Source organism: Adlercreutzia sp. CNCM I-6207, assembly GCF_977072305.1.
Genome location: NZ_CDRVLZ010000005.1, coordinates 12,837 through 31,071 on the forward strand (window position 1 = coordinate 12,837; position 18,235 = coordinate 31,071).

Here is an 18,235-nt window from a genome sequence, read left to right on the forward strand (position 1 = left end):
GGGGAAGCGATGGCGACGGAACAGGATAAGCGGCCCCAGGGCGGCAACGCCGTGATGCAGCTGCTGCAATTCGCCGGGTCGCGGCGCTGGCTCGCCTTCGCGGGCTCGGCGCTGGCGGCGGTCAACGGCATCCTTACGGTGGTGCCGCTCGTGCTCGTGTGGTTCGTGCTGCGCGACTTCGTGGCCGTAGCGCCCCATTTCGAGGAGGCCACCGACGCCACGCTGTGGGCGTGGCTCGCCTTCGGGGCGGCCGTGCTAGGGGCGCTGTGCTACTTCGCCGGCCTCATGCTCACCCACACGGCCGCCTTCCGCGTGGCCGCCAACATGCGCAAGGCGTGCCTGGCCCATGTGGCGAAGGTGCCGCTCGGCTATTTCGACGCGAACGCCTCGGGCCGTCTGCGCCGCATCATCGACGGCTGCGCCGGGCAGACCGAGGACGTCATCGCCCACAAGATGCCCGACTTCATCGCTTCCATTACGGCACCGGTGGCCTATCTGGTGGCCATGTTCCTGTTCGACTGGGTCATGGGACTCGTGTGCCTCATCCCCGTGGCGGTGTCGCTGTTCGCCATGTGGTGGATGATGGGCCGCGACGTGCCCGAGGGCGGCCGCTACTTCATGCAACGCTACCAGGAGGCCCTAAACCGCATGTCCACGGCGGCCACCGAGTACGTGCGCGGCATTCCCGTGGTGAAGGTGTTCCAGCAGACGGTGCACTCGTTTCGGGCCTTCCACGCGGCCATCGTCGACTACCGCGACATGGCCACCAACTACGTGAACTTCTGCCGCCTGCCCCAGGTGGTGCAGCTCACAGCCATCAACGGCACCTTCGTGGTGCTCGTGCCGGCGGCCATTTTGCTGGCGGCGGGCGCGGGCGACTTCGGCCGCTTCCTCACCGACTTTTTGTTCTACGTCATCTTCTCGGCCTTCACCACCACGGTGATGAGCAAGGTGATGTACTCCTCCGAGGCGCTCATGATGGCCGAGGACTCCATGCGCCGGGTGAACGAGATTCTGGCCGTGGCGCCCATGGAAGAGGTCGCCGAAGGGGCCGCGGCGCACCCGGCGGGCACTGAGGTGGCGCTTGAGAACGTGACCTTCGCCTACCCCGGCTCGGCGCGCCCGGCCCTGCGCGACGTGAGCCTCACGGTGCCGGCTGGCGCCACGGTGGCGCTCGTCGGGCCCTCCGGCGGCGGCAAGAGCACGCTGGCGAGCTTGGTGCCGCGCTTTTGGGATCCGCAGGAGGGCGTGGTCGCGGTGGGCGGCGCCGATGTGCGGCGCATTCCCGCTGCCGAGCTCATGGACACTGTGGCCTTCGTGTTCCAAAACGATCGCCTGTTCAAGGGCACCTTGGCCGACAACATCCGCATGGGGCGCCCCGATGCCAGCGACGAGGACGTGGCCGCGGCGGCCCGGGCGGCCCAGTGCGACGACATCATCGCGAAGTTCCCCGAGGGGCTTGCCACCCGCGTGGGCGCGGACGGCGTGTACCTGTCGGGCGGGGAGTGCCAGCGCATCGCGCTCGCCCGCGCCATTTTGAAGGACGCGCCCGTGGTGGTGCTCGACGAGGCCACGGCCTTCGCCGACCCCGAGAACGAGGCCCTCATCCAGCAGGCCCTGGGGCGCCTGGCCGCCGGCAAGACGGTGCTCATGATCGCGCACCGGCTGTCCACGGTGGTGGACGCCGACCTCATCGCCGTGGTGGACGACGGCGCCATCGTGGAGCGCGGCACCCACGACGAGCTGCTGGCCCGCGGCGGCACCTACGCGCGCCTGTGGAAGAACTACTGCCAGGCCGCCCAATGGAAGATCGCGGGAGGGAGCGCCCATGCTGCGTGATCGTCTGGCCCTGACCGAGGAAGGCGCCCGCTCGCTGCGGAAAGGCGCGCTCGTCTGCGCCTTGGCCAACCTCGTGCTCATGTTCCCCGTCGGGGTGTTCTACCTTGTGACCGGCGAGTTTCTGGCCCACTGGGAAGACGGGGCGGTGCCGCTGCCGACCCTTTGGCCCTACCTGGCGCTCATCGCGGTGGTGCTGGCGGCGGTGTTCGCCACCCAGTATTGGGAGTACCACGCCACCTACAGCGTGGTGTACCAGGAGAGCGCCCGCAAGCGTATCGGCCTGGCCGAGCGGCTGCGTGTGCTGCCGCTGTCGTTTTTCGGCAAGCGCGATCTGGCCGATCTCACCACGGTGATCATGAAGGACGCCGCCGACCAGGAGCGCCTGTTCAGCCACACCATGCCCCAGGCCTTCGGCACGGGCATCTCCACGGTGATCGTCGCCGTCATGCTGCTCGTCTTCGACTGGCGGCTCGCCTGCGCGTCGCTGTGGCCGGTGCCCGTGGCTCTGCTGATCCTGCTGGCGACGAGCCGCGCCCAAACGGCGAAGACCCGGGGCAAGAACGCCGCCGCCCTGGCGCTTGCCGACGACATCCAGGAGTACTTGGAATCGAACCGCGAGGTGCGCGCCTTGAACCGCGCCGACGACTTCTTGGGCCGCCTGAACGATGACGTGGACGCCTTCGAGCGGGCGAAGCTGGCCTCAGAGCTGGTGACGGGCACGGCGGTCGTCTGCACCCAGACGCTGCTGCGCCTGGGCATCGTGACCACCATCCTCGTCGGCACGGCGCTCGTGGCCGCCGGCCAGTGCAGCCTGCTCGTGTTCTTCTGCTTCGTGCTGGTGGTCACGCGTCTGTACGACCCCATCGGCCTCATTCTGCAGTCGGTGGCCGAGCTCATCGACATGACCCAGTCGCTCGCCCGCATGAAGGCCATCGAGGGCGAGCCGGCGCAGACGGGGGAGCTTACCTTCAACCCCCAGGGTCACGACATCGTGTTCGACGACGTGACCTTCGCCTACGACGACGGGGGTCCCGTGCTCAGCTCCGTGAGCTTCACGGCCCGGGAAGGGGAGGTCACTGCCCTGGTGGGGCCGTCCGGTTCCGGCAAGTCCACGGCGGCCAAGCTGGCGGCGCGCTTCTGGGATGTGGGCGAGGGCGCGGTCACCGTGGGCGGCGTGGACGTCTCCGGCATCGACCCGGAGACGCTGCTCACCGATTACACCGAGGTGTTCCAAGACGTGGTGCTGTTCAACGGCACCGTGATGGAGAACATCCGCCTCGGGCGGCGCGACGCCACCGACGAGGAGGTGCTGGCGGCGGCCCGGGCGGCCAACTGCGACGAGTTCGTGCAGAAGATGCCCCAGGGCTACGCCACGCCCATCGGCGAGAACGGCGCTCTGCTCTCCGGCGGCGAGCGCCAACGCATCTCCATCGCCCGGGCCATTCTGAAAGACGCCCCCATCGTGCTTCTGGACGAGGCCACGGCCTCGCTGGACGTGGAGAACGAGTCGGCGGTGCAGCAGGCGCTCTCCCGGTTGCTCGTGGGCAAGACGGTGCTCGTCATCGCCCACCGCATGCGCACGGTCATGGGCGCCGACCACGTGGTGGTCCTCGCCGAGGGCCGCGTCGCCGAAGACGGCACTCCCGCCGAACTGCTCGCGGCCGGCGGCCTGTTCGCCCGCATGGCCTCCCTCCAAGGCCAAGCCGCCGATTGGAAGTTGTAAGACAGGGCGTATCTGCCTTTTCCGTTCACCCTCTGCGGCATATCTGCCTCTAACAGCAAGGGCCCGCGGCGGAAGCTGCGGGCCCTTGGGGGTGAAGGCGCCCGGCGATAAGTGGGAGGGAGGTTATCGCCGGGCAGGAGTAAGCGGGATGGCTAGGCGAGGGAGGCCACGTACTCGCCGGTGAACTTGCCCTGGGTGACGGCGAAGGCGATGGATACGCCGCACAGGGCCGTGGTGTACTGAATGCCGAAGCGGCTGCCCGCTGTGTTGCCAGCGGCGAACAGGCCCGGGATGGGGCGGAAGGTCTCGCGAGCGAGCACCTGGCCGTTCTCGTCGATGGCCACGCCCGAAGTGTTGCAGAGCATGCCGCCCAAGGTCTTCTCGCCGGCATAGGCGTAGTAGGGCGGCTGGTTCACCGCGAACATGAGCGACTTCTCCTTACCGAAGTCCTCGTCGAGGCCGGTGGCGCACAGCTCGTTGTAGCGCTCGATGGACGCCACGAAGTTGTCCAGGGCCTCGCCCTCGTAGCCCAAATATCCGCCCAGGGTCTCGTAGTCGTTGGCGGCGTACACGACGGGGTTGGAATCGGGGCCGGAGCCTTCCGGGCCGCCCGCGACGGCAGCCTCCAGGATGGCGGGCAGGCCGTCCATGCCGCCGTTGGGGTAGTCGATGCCCATGTGGCAGGCGGGCTGGGCCTTGATCAGCGCCTCGTAGTTGCTGTCGAAGACGTTGGCGATCTTGCCCGCAGGCTGCAGGGCGCCGGCGTAGGCCGCCCATTCCATGAACCCAAAGCCTTCGTTGCAGTAGCGCTTGCCGTCGGCGTTGATCCACAGCGACGCGGCGGAGCCGAGCGGGTCTGCGGGGCTGTCGCAGGGGTAGTAGTAGTCGCCGCCCATGGAGGACTGGTAGGGGTCGAGCTGGCCGCCGGCCCAGTAGCACAGCTTCAGGCCGTCGCCCTCATAGCCCGAGGTGACGATCTGGCCATCCTCGCCGATCATGTTGGTGATCTGGGAGAGCAACTCCTTGGCCATCTCGGGGTTGGCGGAGTAGTCGCCGGCGCAGACGATGACGCCCTTGGCGGCGTTCACCTGCACGTAGCTGCCGTCCTCCTTCTGACCGACGGCGCCGGTGACGCGGCCGTCGTCGGCGGTGAGAAACTGGCGCGCCGGGCAGCCCCAGTAGATTTGGGCGCCGGCATCAAGGCCCACCTGCAGCAAGTTGGCGAGGATCTTCTCCTGCACGGGCATCGTGGAGGCTGTGCCGATGTAGGTGCCCAGGCCGTTCTTGAAGGTGGTGTAGGCCTCATCGGTGGGGTAGAACTGGATCTCCAGGGCGTCGCGCTCCTCGTCGGTCAGGCAATCGATGTACCAATCGAAGGCCTCGCCGCAGGTGGTGGTGAACTTGCGGGCCAGCGAGACGTTAGAGCGGTTGGCGGCGCGCAGCTGCCAGTTGTTCAGAAATTCGATGGGATCCACGCCGTCAACGCCGCGCTCTTTGAGGAATTCGGAGTTGATGTGGCCGAAGTGCCCCATGCCCATGCAAGGGTGGTTGTCCTCGGGATGGGCCTCCATGGCGATGACCTTCGCCCCGCTCTCGGCGGCGGCGCGGAAGGCGGAGCAGCCGGAGAAGCTCAGCCCGATGACGAGTACGTCGCACTCGGCGGTCTCGGCGATGTCGCCCTCGGCGATGGGCTCGGGGGCCGTGCGCCAGCTCGTGGCGGCGGTGCTGGAAGCGGTACCCGACGATGCGGTGCCGGATGCGGACGAGCCCGCGCTCTGCGACGGGGAGCAGCCGGCGAGGCCGACGGCGGCGAGACCGGCCGCGCCGAGGCCGGCCCCCTTCAGGAAGTTGCGGCGCGTGAAGCCCTGGGTGTTTTCCATGTGATTCCCTCCTTGGGTGTGAGACGGTCGAGGTGTCGATGGTTCGGGCGCCTCTTGTGCTTTTCATCTTCGGGGAACAGACGCTCGCCGCCCATACTCGAAATCAGGTAAAGCTCTAACGAAAACGGGGTATTTCCTGGTAGAGGCCTTGGCGTTTTGGAGTAATCGGGTAGAGTGTGGGTGCTGGGACGACGCCGATGAAGAGGAGGGACTTCATGATCCGTCAAAGCGAGGCCGCCCGCACCGCGGCTCAGTTCCTATCGTTCGGGTCCTTTTTCCTATCATGCCCCTTGGGGCTGTGGGACTCATGCCTGTTCGCGCAAATATCGTTTGACCGTGTCCTTGAGGTCGCCGTCGTGGACGGCCTATGCGTCGCAGGGTTCATGGCGTCCTTGGCGTTGGGGCTCGGATCCATGGCCCGCGGGACGGCGCGCGTTCCCAAGCCGCTCGCTGTGGCCGGAGCCCTGGTCTATGGAATGGGCCTCTGCCTGTATGCGGTGATTCAAGGGGCCGACGTGCCTGTCAGCGCTTTCGGCGCGGCAGTGATGGGGGCTGCCATCGGTGCGGGTCTCGCCGTTGTCGTGGTGGGTTGGTGTCGCCTGCTGGCGCGCTTCGGCCTGAGGCGCTCGTTGGTGGGCCTCGGCATCGCCTGTGGGGCAGCGGCTTTGGCAGGGCTCGGCTTCGAGATGGACGTTCTGCCCCAGCCGCTCAGCGCTTTCATGGCCTTCGCCCTGGCAGGTGCGGTAGCGCCTGCGATCGACTCGCTTCGCAGCTCTGTCGAATCGGAAGAGTCGGTAGTTGGGGATAATGCGGTGGAACAGGATGCCCCGGTGGAGCATCTGTGGGACTCGATGCGCACTATGGTCTTCAACCCCTGTCTGGGGCTGTGCCTGTTCCTCTTCGTCATGAGCGCCCGTGGATTTGTGTTCATGGGCTACGAGCACATCGGAGCCTCCTCGGTGATTGTGGCGGCGGTACTGGCCGTCGTGCTAGCCCGGTTCTGGCCCGGCTTCTCCCTGGCGACAATCTACCGGGTGCTACTGCCGGTAGCAGCGGCGATCTTCATCGTGCTGAGCAGCTTTCCCGTCGGCACCATGTCCTTCAGCTTGGGGTTCCTCGTTTCTCACAGCGTCATGGCGACTGTGGCGCTTCTGGCCTTGGCGTCGCTCGCCGCCGTTGCGCGGGCCGGCGAGTTCTCCCCGGTGGTCGTGGGGGCGGCTCTGTGCGCCATGACGAGTGTGGCAGTGCTCGTAGGTTCCAATCTCGCCCAGCTGGTTCCCCAAGATGATACGATGGGGGCGGTGCTCCTGGTCTGCGCCATGGCCTATTTCGTGTATATACTCATCTCCCCGCTTGCAGACTACTATCGGATGTTCCGAGAAACGGATGGCGCTGAAGACCTCAGGGAGAGAGCCTCCCGCGATTCGGCTCAACCGCTCGACTACGATGGGGTGTGCGCCGCACTTGCCGACAAGCGCAATCTGTCGGCCCGCGAGCGCGAGATCCTGCCCTACATCGCCCGCGGCCATCGCCCCGCCTATGTGGCCGACCTTCTCTGCATCTCCGAGCACACCGTGTGCACCCATCTGCGCAACATGTACCGCAAGCTCGGCATCAACTCCCGCGAGGAACTCATCCAGCTTGTGGAGGAAACGGCCGGCGCCCATGAGGCGTAGTCTGGCCGCCGCGCCTTCGACCGCTGCCGAAAAAATGGGGCGGGTCTGCGGCGGGTCTGGCACCAGGTCCCGTCTCGGCCTATAATGAGTCAATTACTCATTGCGGGGAGCGTGGGTTGAAACACTTGGTCGTCGTGGCACCGACGGCCGCCCGTCCCCGTTAGGGCACCGAGTGGAAGAAGGAGCGCAGCCGTGGCCTACTATTTCGATGAACCGTCCCGCACATTCAACGAGTACCTGCTGGTTCCGGGCCATACGCCGGCCGATTGCATTCCGGCGCGCGTCAGCCTGAAGACCCCGCTGGTGAAGTACCGCAAGGGCGAGGAGGAGTGCCCGCTCTCGCTTTCCGTGCCGATGGTTTCCGCCATCATGGCCGCCGTGTCCGACGACAAGATGGCCGTGGCGCTCGCCACCGAGGGCGGTCTGTCGTTCATCTACGGCAACCAATCCATCGAGGACGAGGCCGCCATGGTGGCCCGCGTGAAGGACTACAAGGCCGGCTTCGTCACCTCCGACGCAAACCTTTCCCCCGACATGACGCTCGAGCAGGTAGTGGCTCTGAAGGAGCAGTACGGCCACTCCACCATGCCCGTCACCGACGACGGAAGCGCCCACGGCAAGCTGCTCGGCATCGTGACCGAGCGCGACTACCGCCTCTCCCGCATGTCCATGGACGAGAAGGTGGCCGACTTCATGACGCCGCGCGAGAAGCTCGTGGTGGCTCCGGATGGCACCTCTCTGAAGGCCGCCAACGACATCATCTGGGATCACAAGCTGAACTCGCTGCCCATTGTGGATGCGGACGACCATCTGGTGGCGCTCGTGTTCCGCAAGGACTACGACTCCCACAAGTCCAATCCCGACGAGCTTTTGGACGCCCACAAGCGCTACATGGTGGGCGCGGGCATCAACTCCCGCGACTACGCCGAGCGTGCGCCGGCGCTTGTCGAGGCCGGCGCCGACGTGCTGTGCATCGATAGCTCCGAGGGCTATTCCGACTGGCAGAAGATGACCATCGAGTGGGTGCGTGAGCACTACGGCAACGATGTGAAGATCGGCGCGGGCAACGTGGTGGACGCCGAGGGCTTCCGCTTCCTCGCCGATGCGGGCGCTGACTTCGTGAAGATCGGCATCGGCGGCGGCTCCATCTGCATCACCCGCGAGACCAAGGGCATCGGCCGCGGCCAGGCCACCGCGACCATCGAAGTGGCGAAGGCCCGCGACGAGTACTTCCGCGAGACCGGCGTCTACGTGCCCATCTGCTCCGACGGCGGCATCGTCTACGACCACCACATCTCGCTCGCGTTGGCCATGGGCGCCGACTTCGTCATGCTGGGCCGCTACTTCGCCCGCTTCGACGAGAGCCCTTCGGCCAAGGTCATGGTGAACGGCACCTACATGAAGGAGTACTGGGGCGAGGGGAGCGCCCGCGCCCGAAATTGGGGCCGCTACGATTTGGGTGGCAAGAAGTCGCTGTCCTTCGAGGAGGGCGTCGATTCGTACGTGCCCTACGCCGGTAGCCTGAAGGACAACATGGCCATCACCCTGCTGAAGCTGAAGAGCACCATGTGCAACTGCGGCGCGCTCACCATCCCCGAGTTCCAGGACAAGGCGAAGCTCACGCTGGTGTCCGCCACCTCCATCGTAGAGGGCGGCGCCCACGACGTGTTGCTGAAGGACAAGGCTCCCTACGCGAGCAACACCCGCTAGGACTCGCTTGGCGGCGCGCAGGCGCATCGCCAAACTCTGGGATTGCCGAAAGGCGCTTCGCGACAACGCGGAGCGCCTTTTTTGTGGGGGTGGGATGGAAGCTATACTTTGAGCGCTTCGAAAAGATCTTCCATATCCTGCTCGTACAAGCTGTCGCGCAGGTACACGAAACTGATGTCGTGGAAGATGCCCGCATCGGAAAGCGGGATAACGCGCACCGTTCCCTCCTGCACCTCCCGCTGCACGGCAGCTTCGTAGACGAAGGAGATACCTAAGTCGGCCTCCACGAATATCTTGATGATGTCGAGGCTTTCCACGACGAAGTGGTCGGCGAAAGAGGCAGGCGAGAGGTTGCGCTGGGCAAGGGCGTGGGTGAGAACGTTGCGGCTGCCGCTGCCCTCCTCGCGCAGAATGAGCCGTTCGCCCAAGAGGTCTTCCAGGGTGCGCGGCGTACGCGGGAAGCGATGCTCGGCCGCGCAAATGGGCACCAGCCGTTCGGCAGAGAAGGGCCGCGAGGCGTAGCGGGCCTTGTCGAAGAGGCCTTCCACGAAGGCGCAATCGATGGTCCCGGCATCGAGGAGCTCCAACAAACGCTGCGTTCCGCCCGAGCGCACGGTGACCTGGATGTCGGGCCGAGCAGCCAGGCAGCGGGCGAGGGGCCGGGCCACCACGTACTCGCCGGCGGTCAGCGTCATGCCGATGCGCAGCTTGACCGTGGCGCCATGGGCCACCTCCTCGATGCGTTCGTGCAACAGCACGTCGTCGTGGGCCATGGTGGCCAGCCCGTCGCGCAAAACACGTCCCGCCGGCGTCAGCTCCAGTTTTTTGCGATGGTAGGTGAACAGCTTCGCGCCGTACTCGCGCTCCAGGTACGTGATGTGTTGGGAGACGGCCGGCTGGGTGAGAGCCAGCTCCTCGGCGGCTCGGGTGTAGTTCAGGGTGCGGCATACGGTGAGGAAGGTCTTTACGCGGAAATCTTGCATGGCGCCTCCTTCGATGGGTGCGGTGGTTCCTGAGGGGCTCGGGTAGCATATCAATAAACTTCGCTAATGGCTACATAATGATATATAAGTTTTCTTTTGGTAAGAAACCGCGCATAATAAAGCCATCCTACTCCTGCGGGTCGTTGCGTTATCTCCGGCGATTCGTGGTCGAGACATTTCCGGCTCCAAAGGCCCCGACGAAAGGTGCTCTATGCGCGACATTATCAAGAAAGTACCCATCCCCACAGCGGGCGTGGCCTTGGGCCTGGCCGCTTTGGGCAACTTGCTTCAACCCTATGCCGAGATCGCCCACATTGCTTGTGGGGCGTTGTCCCTCTTCTTGGTGGCTATGCTCGTCGCCAAGCTGATCATGTTCCCCTCCATGCTTCGCGAGGACATGAAGAACTCCGTTTTCGCAAGCGTTTCCGCCACGTTCTTCATGACGCTGATGCAGCTGGCTGGCTACCTTGCTCCCGCGGCTATCGTGCCGGCCTTCGGGCTGTGGTGCGCGGCCGTGGCGGGTCACTTCGTGCTGATGGCGTGGTTCACCCTGTACTATATCCGCCGCTTCAAGCTCACCGAGGTCTTCCCCACGTACTTCATTTGCTACGTGGGTATCATCGTGGCGGCTGTAACGTCTCCCGTCTTCGGCGCCGAGGCCTTCGGCCAGGGTATTTTCTGGTTCGGCTTCGCCTGCTATCTCGTGCTGCTCGCCGTGGTGACGATGCGCTACATCAAGCATGAGATCCCCGAAGGCGCTCGTCCCCTGTTCTGCATCTATGCTGCTCCTATGGGTCTGTCGCTGGTGGGCTATCTGTCGGTTATGCCTGATCCGAACCCGGTGTTCGTGGCCGTGCTCATGGGCCTCGGCCAGCTGATGCTCGTCGGCGTCGTCACCCGGGTGCCGAAGTTCCTCGCCCTGCAGTTCTATCCGAGCTACGCGGCCATGACCTTCCCCTTCGTCATCTCCGCGATGGCGCTCGGCAAGGGCGTGCAGGCTCTCTACGCTGCCGGCTACTCCATCCCGGCGCTTCCGGCGATCGAGGCCCTCATCGCCGTGGAGACGCTGTTCGCCGCCGTGATGGTCGCCTACGTCTTCGTGCACTTCATGAAGTTCTTCTTCGGCACGCCGAAGGCTGCCAAGGCCCCGAAGGCGCGTCCCGAGGTTCCTGCGGCTCTCACCGTCGAGGTTACCGAATAACGTTTGAACACCTATCGCCTCGTCGGCTCGATGCCCTGCTCTGGCCGACGACGGCCCCTCCTCTCCTCGGCGCCCCGGTTCCTCCACTGGGGCGCTCTCCTTTTTGGGAGAGGAGTTTCGTTTGTGGCGGGATTTCCCGATTTCCATCGGCAGCGTCCTCGGCATCGCCGCGATTTCCCGATTTCCATCTCGTTGAGCATGCATGAGCGTGGAAATCAGGAAATCCCGCCATGTTTTATTGCGAGTCGAGCTTCTTCTCCTTGCGCGGGCTTACTACGCAGCGTTAACTTCGGGGCTTGCGGCCCTTATCTCTCGATGGCGCGGTTGATGAGGGCGCGCAGCTCGTCGATGCCGTCGCCCTTCTCCGACGACGTCACCACCATGGGTACGCCACCCGGCAGCTTGAGCGCCTTCTTGATGGCGGCGCGCTGCTTCATCTGCTGCTGCTTCGATAGCTTGTCTGCCTTGGTCAGCGCGATGGCGAAGGGAAGCTCGGCGTCCATGAGAAACTGAACCATGTTGCGGTCGAGCGCCGAGGGCTCGTGGCGGATGTCGATGAGCGACACCACGAGTGCGAAGTCGCGATCTTGATTGTAGTAGCCCTCGATGAGCTCGCTCCACCGGCCCTTTTCTGCTTTCGACACTTTCGCGTAGCCGTAGCCGGGCAGGTCCACGAGATCGTGACCGTCCACATCGTAGAAGTTGATGGTGGCCGTCTTGCCCGGCGTGGACGACACCTTCGCCAGGCCCTTGCGGTACATGAGCTTGTTGAGTAGCGACGACTTGCCCACGTTCGAGCGCCCCGCGAAGGAAACCTCGGGACCTGTGGATGCTGGCAGCTGCTCCGAGGTGCCGTAAGCGGCTTTAAACGATGCGTTGTGGAAGTTCATGGGTGCTCCTTCGCGGAGGGGATCGCGGTATTTCGCTATCATGGTACTTGAATTGGACGGTCGAAGGGCGAAGGGGCGCGGAAATGACGGCAAATCATAGGAAAGATGCGCTGGAAGTGGCGCACATCACGGGCGTGCAGGGCATCCGCGCCGCCATGGCGCGCTTGGCCGATGAGGAGGCCGACGTGCCCCTGCCTGGCGCAACGCCCGAGGAGGTGCCGCTGGGGCGCCGCATCTGTTCCGTGTGTGCTGCTGACAACGACGGTTCCCGAGAAACCTGCTGGAACTGCGGCGCCTCCCTGCGCCGTGTGCGCTAACTTTTGACATAGCGGTGTGGTTCCAGAAGATCTGCAGGTTGCCGTCGGGCGGATTTTCCGACTTGTTAGATGCCCGCTGCAATAGTCAGCGAGAGCGCCGGCGTGTTTTCGCCGCAAGTTATCGCGATTCGTTAGCGGTCGCCTTCGAAAGGATCGTAGTGCGCATCGGGCATGTCTAACAAGTCGAAAAAAACGCCCGAAATCGGGTGATAGGTTTTCTGGCTCGTCCGTCTATCCCGTGAGGGGCGCGGTCGGGCGCTGGTGCCCCTTTTCCAAGAGCGCATCATGGCTATAATGGGGAAATCAACTCGCGGCCGCGGGGAATGCGCGCGGTCGAAAGCCACGTTTTCGAGGGAGTGCCATGAAAGCCTACAATCCCCATGAGATCGAGCCCCGTTTGCAGTTGGCCTGGGAAGAGGCCGGGCTGTACACGGTGCCGGAGAATTCCGATGCGCCCAAGAAGTATGTCCTGGAGATGTTCCCGTATCCCTCCGGCGACATGCACATGGGGCATGCGAGCAACTACACCTATGGCGACGTGGTGGCCCGCTACTCCAAGATGCAGGGCTTCGACGTGCTGCACCCCATGGGCTGGGACGCCTTCGGTCTGCCGGCGGAGAACGCCGCCATCAAGCATCACAGCCATCCGGCCATCTGGACCTACGAGAACATCGAGACCCAGAAGAAGAGCTTCTCCCGCATGGGCTTTTCCTACGACTGGGATCGCAAGGTGGTGGCGTGCGATCCGGAGTACTACCGCTGGGGCCAGTGGATCTTCCTGAAGTTCTGGGAGCGTGGTCTCGTGGAGCGTCGCAACTCGCCGGTGAACTGGTGTCCGAGCTGCGGCACCGTGCTCGCCAACGAGCAGGTCATCGAGGGCCGCTGCTGGCGATGCGACTCCGAGGTGGAGAAGCGCGACCTCACCCAGTGGTACTACAAGATCACCGACTACGCCCAGGAGCTGCTGGACGACCTCGACCAGCTGGAAGGCTGGCCCGAGCGCGTGAAGCAGCAGCAGGCCAACTGGATCGGCCGCTCCGAGGGCGCCAACGTGGACTTCATCCTGTGCGACCGCGACGGCAACGCGCCGGAGAATCCCACGGAAGACGACATCATCACTGTGTTCACCACGCGCGCCGACACGCTGTTCGGCTGCAGCTTCTTCCTGCTGGCGCCGGAAAGCAAGCTGCTGCACGGCCTCGTGGAAGGCACCGAATATGAGGCGCCGGTCATGGAGTTGGTGGAAGCCGCCAAGAAGGTGACCGCCGTCCAGCGAGCCCAGGGTGACCACGAGAAGCACGGCGCGTTCACGGGCCGCTACGTGGTGAACCCCATCAACGGCGAGAAGGTGCCCGTGTGGGTGGGCGACTACATCGTGGCCGACTACGGCACCGGCGCCGTCATGGCCGTGCCCTGCGGCGACCAGCGCGATTTCGAGTTCGCCCGCAAGTACGATCTGCCCATCATCCCCATCATCCTGCCCGAGGACGATCCGCTGTACCCGCAGCTCAAAGACGAGCAGGGCCGTGAAGTGACCACAGTCGACTGGCCGGAGGCCTATGCCGCCGAGGGCATCCTCGTGCAATCCGGTCCCTACACGGGCATGCGCGGCGGCAAGCACTCCGAGGGCGAAGCGGCCATCGTGGCCGCGCTGGAAGAAATGGGCCGAGGCAAGCGCACCGTGGAGTTCCGCCTGCGCGACTGGCTCATCTCCCGCCAGCGCTATTGGGGCAACCCCATCCCCGCCATCCACTGCGAGAAGTGCGGCGTGGTGCCCGTGCCCGAGGAAGATCTGCCCGTGCGCCTGCCCGAGGACATCGATCTGGCCGCCGGCGAGACGCTGGCCACCCATGCCGGGTTCGTGAACACCACCTGCCCGGTTTGCGGCGGCCCGGCCAAGCGCGAGACCGACACCATGGACACCTTCACGTGCTCCAGCTGGTACTACATGCGCTACACCGACCCGCACAACGTGCACGCCCCCTTCAATCCGGAAAAGACCAACGCCTGGATGCCCGTCGATCAGTACATCGGCGGCATCGAGCACGCCATCCTGCACCTGCTCTACAGCCGTTTCTTCACGAAGGTGCTGCGCGACTGCGGCCTGCTCGACTTCGACGAGCCCTTCACGAACCTTTTGTGCCAGGGCATGGTGCTCGACGCCCACGGCGATGTGATGAGCAAGTCGAAGGGCAACGTGGTCTCGCCCGAGGAGATGATCGCCGAATATGGCGCCGACGCCGTGCGCGCCTACATCCTGTTTTTGGGGCCGCCCGAGAAGGAGAAGCTGTGGAACGAGGACGGCCTGCCGGGCATGTACAAGTTCCTGAACCGTCTGTGGCGCCAGGTGCACGACTTGTGCGGCAAGGCCGGCGACGAAACGCTGTTCGCTCAGAAGCCGGCCGACGAGGCCGCGGTCGCTGCGGCGAAGAAGCTCGTCCGCGAGCGCCATCGCGTGGTGGAGAAGGTGTCGGCCGACATCGAGCGCAACAACTTCAACACCGCCATCGCCGCCATCATGGAGCTGTCGAACGCCGCCGGCGAGTACCTGCGTGCGGCGAGCCCCGATGACCGCGCCGCTTGCGAGGACCACCGCGCGCTCGATGCGGAAGTGGCCGAGGTGCTCGTGAAGCTCGTGGCGCCGTTCACACCCCATTTGGCCGACGAGCTGTGGCGCGAGGCGCTGGGCCGCGAGGGCTTCGTCTACGACCAGCCGTGGCCGGAATACGACCCCGACCAGGCCCGCGCCGACGAGGTGGAGCTGGCCGTGCAGATTTGCGGCAAGATCAAGGGTCGTGTGACCGTGGCCGCCGACGCCCCGGAGCCCGAGGTGCTCGCCGCCGCCCGCGAGGCCGTGGCCGCCGCCCTTGAGGGCAAGACGGTGAAGAAGGAAGTCTACGTCCCCGGGCGTCTGGTGAACATCGTCGCGGTGTAGCTGCAACTCCTCGTGGGCTGCGGGAGAGCGAACCCGCTCGCAGCCCGCTGGGCGCTTTATCCTGCTGCGAACGCCGTTAAAGGAAATAGCGGAAGGAACGCACAAAAGATAGCCTCATCCCAGCACGCTTGCTGCTGACGTGGGGCTATTTCTTTAACTAACGGCGTTCTCCGCAGGGCGCCCAGAGGTCTGCGGGCGGGTCCGCCCTCCCGCAGCGAGCGATGCTAGCTGAGCAGTTCGTCCAAAGCTTTGAAGAGCTTGTCGATTTCGACGGGCTTGGTGAGGTGGCCGTTCATGCCGCTGCGCAGGGCCTTCTGGCGATCCTCTTCAAAGGCGTCGGCGGTCATGGCGAGAATGGGCACCTGTGCCCGGGTGGGGTCGTTCAGGCGACGGATGGCCTTGGTGGCCTCGTAGCCGTTCATGACCGGCATCTGCACGTCCATGAGCACCAGCTGGTAGTGCCCCGACGGCGCGTCCATGATCTTCTCCACCGCCTCGCAGCCGTTGACGGCGTATTCCACGGTGAAGCCCTCGTCTTCCAGAAGGGTGATGGCGATCTCGCGGTTCAGGTCGTTGTCGTCCACGAGCAGGATGCGGCTGTGGCGCAGCCGGTGGCTCGGATCAACGTGCTGGGTCTTGGCCGCCTGGGCCGTCGCGGCGTCTCCCTCGCCGGCCAGCTGCAGGGTCAGCTCGACGGTGAAGGCGGTGCCCTTGTTCTTGGCGCTCTTCACGGAGATCGTGCCGTGCATCATGTCTACGAGGTTCTTCGTGATGGCCATGCCGAGCCCGGTGCCCTGGATGCCGCTGATGGTGGAAGTGCGCTCGCGCTCGAAGGGATCGAAGATGTGCTCGACGAACTCCGGGCTCATGCCGATGCCCGTGTCCGACACCGTGAAGCGGTAGCGCCCGTAGCCGACCGGCGCGCCGGGCAGCTCGTCCAGCGTTACCTTGATGAAGCCGCCGGGATTCGTGAACTTCAGAGCGTTGCCCAGCAGGTTCAAGAGAATCTGGTTGATGCGCAGCTTGTCGCAGCGCACGTCGGCATGGCGCACGCTTTCAGTGTTGATGGAGAAGTACAGCTGCCGCGCGCTCGTTTCGGCCTGGATGATGCTGTAAAGGTCGTCCAGAAGGTCGATGAGGTTGTAGGGCTGCTCGTCCAGGGACACCTTGCCGCTCTCGATATGGCTCATGTCCAGAATGTCGTTGATGAGGCTCAAGAGATGCGTGCTGGAGGACTTGATCTTGTTCAGGTACTCCTCCACTTTCTCCGGCTGGTCGAGGCGGCTGGCGGCCAGAGTGGTGAAGCCCACGATGGCGTTCATGGGCGTGCGGATGTCGTGGGACATGTTCGAGAGGAAGGCGCTCTTGGCGGCGTTGGCCTTGTTGGCCTGGGTCAGCGCCTCTTCCAGCAGGGCCTTCTTCTTCATCTCCTCGCGCGTCTGCACGTCGACGCTGCGCAGGCCCAGCACTATGTTGTGAGCTTGGGGCCAATCGCCGCCGCGCACGACGGTGGCCTGGCAGTACTCCGTAACGTCGCCGTGGTTGATGCGATAGTTCACATGGATACGGCTCTCGTCGGTCAGGCGCGTGATGAGGCTTTCCGCCGAAAGCGCGTCGCGCAGCATGGCCTGGTCCTCTTCCACGACAGCTTCATTGATGTATCCGCCAAGACACCCGTCGAGATTGAGTTCGCCGGCGAACAGCTCGTCCAGCTTGCGAAGCCTGTCGCCGCTGACGCGCAGGGCCTCGCCCGCTTTGGTGTCCAGGTTGAAGGAGCACACGAGCAGATAGTCCTCGGAAAGCGCCTGGATAAGATCGCGCTGGCGGCGCTCCTTGCGCACTTCTTCCTTCTTCTTGTCCGTGTAATCGAGCAGGTAGCGCTGCAAGAGCAGCTCGCCATCGCTTTCGATGAGCTTCACGTTGCCCATGACGTGCACGATGTCGCCGTTGTTGTGGCGCACGCGGTACTCGGTGGCCACCGAGTCGCCGACGTTCTTCAGGGTAGCGATTGATTCGCGCATCTTCGCGGCGTCCTCGTCGACAACCGAGGGGGCCACCATGTCGAAGCCGGCGGCCATGAGGTCTTCCGCCGAATCGTAGCCCAAAATGTCCAGCGCCGCCTGGTTGATGCCGAGCAGGCGCGTGCCGTCGAGCGAGTGGGTGATGACGCCGCATTCCATGGTGGTGAAGATAGTTTCCATGGTGTGGTTCTTCTCGACGATCTCATCCTCGTAGGCGCGCTCTTGGGTGACGTCGATGCCGACGCCGACGGTGCCCATGACCGACCCGTCGATGTTGTAGAGGGGCGACTTGTACGTGGTGAGCAGGCGCGTGCCATCGCTGGTCTGCACGGTCTCCTCCGAGACAATGGTGGACTTGGCGGCCATGACCCGGCGCTCCGATTCAATGCAGGCGGGATCGTCGGCTTCCACGTCCCAGATGTAGGCGTGCCCGCGGCCCTGCACCTGTTCTTTGGTCTTGTTCACCGTGGCGCAGAAGGCGTCGTTGACCTTGTGGTGGATGCCGTCCTTGGACTTGTACCATACAAGCGACGGAATAGAGTTGATGGTGGCTTCCAAATACTGGCTCGTCTCCCAGGAGTCGGCGTAGCGCTTGCAGGCGCGCTGCCAATGGTTGAAGCGCCAGGATGCCTCGGCGGCGCTCAAGGGCGCGATCCACAGGTCGGCGATGTCGTTGAAGTAGGGCTCGACGGCGGGCGCTTGGTCGTGGGAGACGATGAGGGTGACCGTTGTGGTGGCCTGCCGGTGAGCGGCGAAGACGCGGGCCCAGGCGGCGGCATCGTGGCCCGTGGCATCGGCGAAAATGGCGCTGGCCTGGGCGGTGAGCGCCTCTTCGGGCTCATCGCTGCGCGTGAAATGGTGCGTAAAGCTTGGCTGCGGCTGCGCATCTTCGATAATGCGTGCGATCTCGTCGGGCAGGCCCACGAGATAGAAAGTCACCGGGCAATGGTACATGGCGCGCGTCCTTTGGAGTTGCTCAACGTGTCGTTGCCGTAACAACGAGGAAACGGTTTCTCAACTTGTGTAGTATACCAACTTTATCAGGGATGACTTCCCGCAC

11 protein-coding genes are annotated in these 18,235 nt (G+C 64.6%); 7 read left to right on the forward strand and 4 right to left on the reverse strand.

The window, feature by feature from the left end; translation table 11 throughout:
• Nucleotides 1-9: 9 nt before the first annotated feature.
• Nucleotides 10-1,839, forward strand: coding sequence for an ABC transporter ATP-binding protein (locus tag ACW4QM_RS03725; RefSeq protein WP_223899874.1), 1,830 nt, complete (start codon nucleotides 10-12; stop codon nucleotides 1,837-1,839).
• The gene (locus ACW4QM_RS03730) at nucleotides 1,829-3,562 is read left to right on the forward strand and encodes an ABC transporter ATP-binding protein (RefSeq protein ID WP_455798200.1); all 1,734 of its coding nucleotides are present in this window, start codon (nucleotides 1,829-1,831) and stop codon (nucleotides 3,560-3,562) included. Before ACW4QM_RS03725 ends, ACW4QM_RS03730 begins: the two co-directional genes overlap by 11 nt.
• A 152-nt stretch (nucleotides 3,563-3,714) precedes the next feature.
• Here ACW4QM_RS03730 and ACW4QM_RS03735 read toward each other — a convergent pair whose 3' ends face one another.
• Nucleotides 3,715-5,442, reverse strand: a complete 1,728-nt coding sequence (locus ACW4QM_RS03735; protein WP_237974452.1) for an FAD-binding protein — start codon at nucleotides 5,440-5,442, stop codon at nucleotides 3,715-3,717.
• A gap of 215 nt (nucleotides 5,443-5,657) precedes the next feature.
• Between ACW4QM_RS03735 and ACW4QM_RS03740 the strand changes: the two genes are divergently transcribed.
• Both ACW4QM_RS03740 and ACW4QM_RS03745 read left to right on the forward strand, forming a co-directional pair.
• Entirely contained in the window at nucleotides 5,658-7,118 is a 1,461-nt protein-coding gene (locus tag ACW4QM_RS03740; protein ID WP_455798201.1) for a response regulator transcription factor, read from the forward strand.
• 192 nt (nucleotides 7,119-7,310) lie between these two features.
• Nucleotides 7,311-8,828 carry an IMP dehydrogenase gene (locus tag ACW4QM_RS03745; protein ID WP_455798202.1) on the forward strand — a complete coding sequence of 506 codons (1,518 nt, stop codon included), beginning with the start codon at nucleotides 7,311-7,313 and terminating at the stop codon, nucleotides 8,826-8,828.
• Nucleotides 8,829-8,929: 101 nt separating this feature from the next.
• On the opposite strand, the gene ACW4QM_RS03750 is transcribed toward ACW4QM_RS03745, so the two are convergent.
• Nucleotides 8,930-9,811, reverse strand: a complete 882-nt coding sequence (locus ACW4QM_RS03750) for a LysR substrate-binding domain-containing protein (RefSeq protein ID WP_452040817.1) — start codon at nucleotides 9,809-9,811, stop codon at nucleotides 8,930-8,932.
• A gap of 211 nt (nucleotides 9,812-10,022) precedes the next feature.
• Here ACW4QM_RS03750 and ACW4QM_RS03755 point away from each other — a divergent pair, with 211 nt between their 5' ends.
• Complete coding sequence (locus ACW4QM_RS03755) at nucleotides 10,023-11,012, forward strand: TDT family transporter (protein WP_455798203.1); 990 nt, start codon at nucleotides 10,023-10,025, stop codon at nucleotides 11,010-11,012.
• A gap of 305 nt (nucleotides 11,013-11,317) precedes the next feature.
• On the opposite strand, the gene yihA is transcribed toward ACW4QM_RS03755, so the two are convergent.
• Entirely contained in the window at nucleotides 11,318-11,902 is a 585-nt protein-coding gene (gene yihA / locus ACW4QM_RS03760; protein WP_022740782.1) for a ribosome biogenesis GTP-binding protein YihA/YsxC, read from the reverse strand.
• 83 nt (nucleotides 11,903-11,985) lie between these two features.
• Between yihA and ACW4QM_RS03765 the strand changes: the two genes are divergently transcribed.
• Together ACW4QM_RS03765 and leuS are read left to right on the forward strand one after the other, a co-directional pair.
• Nucleotides 11,986-12,219 carry a hypothetical protein gene (locus ACW4QM_RS03765; protein WP_157012408.1) on the forward strand — a complete coding sequence of 78 codons (234 nt, stop codon included), beginning with the start codon at nucleotides 11,986-11,988 and terminating at the stop codon, nucleotides 12,217-12,219.
• Nucleotides 12,220-12,580: 361 nt separating this feature from the next.
• Nucleotides 12,581-15,154 (forward strand): leucine--tRNA ligase, encoded by a 2,574-nt coding sequence (gene leuS / locus ACW4QM_RS03770; protein ID WP_452039287.1) that lies wholly within the window; start codon nucleotides 12,581-12,583, stop codon nucleotides 15,152-15,154.
• 224 nt (nucleotides 15,155-15,378) lie between these two features.
• Here the strand turns inward: leuS and ACW4QM_RS03775 are convergent, their stop codons facing one another.
• Complete coding sequence (locus ACW4QM_RS03775; protein WP_455798204.1) at nucleotides 15,379-18,129, reverse strand: PAS domain-containing hybrid sensor histidine kinase/response regulator; 2,751 nt, start codon at nucleotides 18,127-18,129, stop codon at nucleotides 15,379-15,381.
• Nucleotides 18,130-18,235 lie beyond the last annotated feature (106 nt).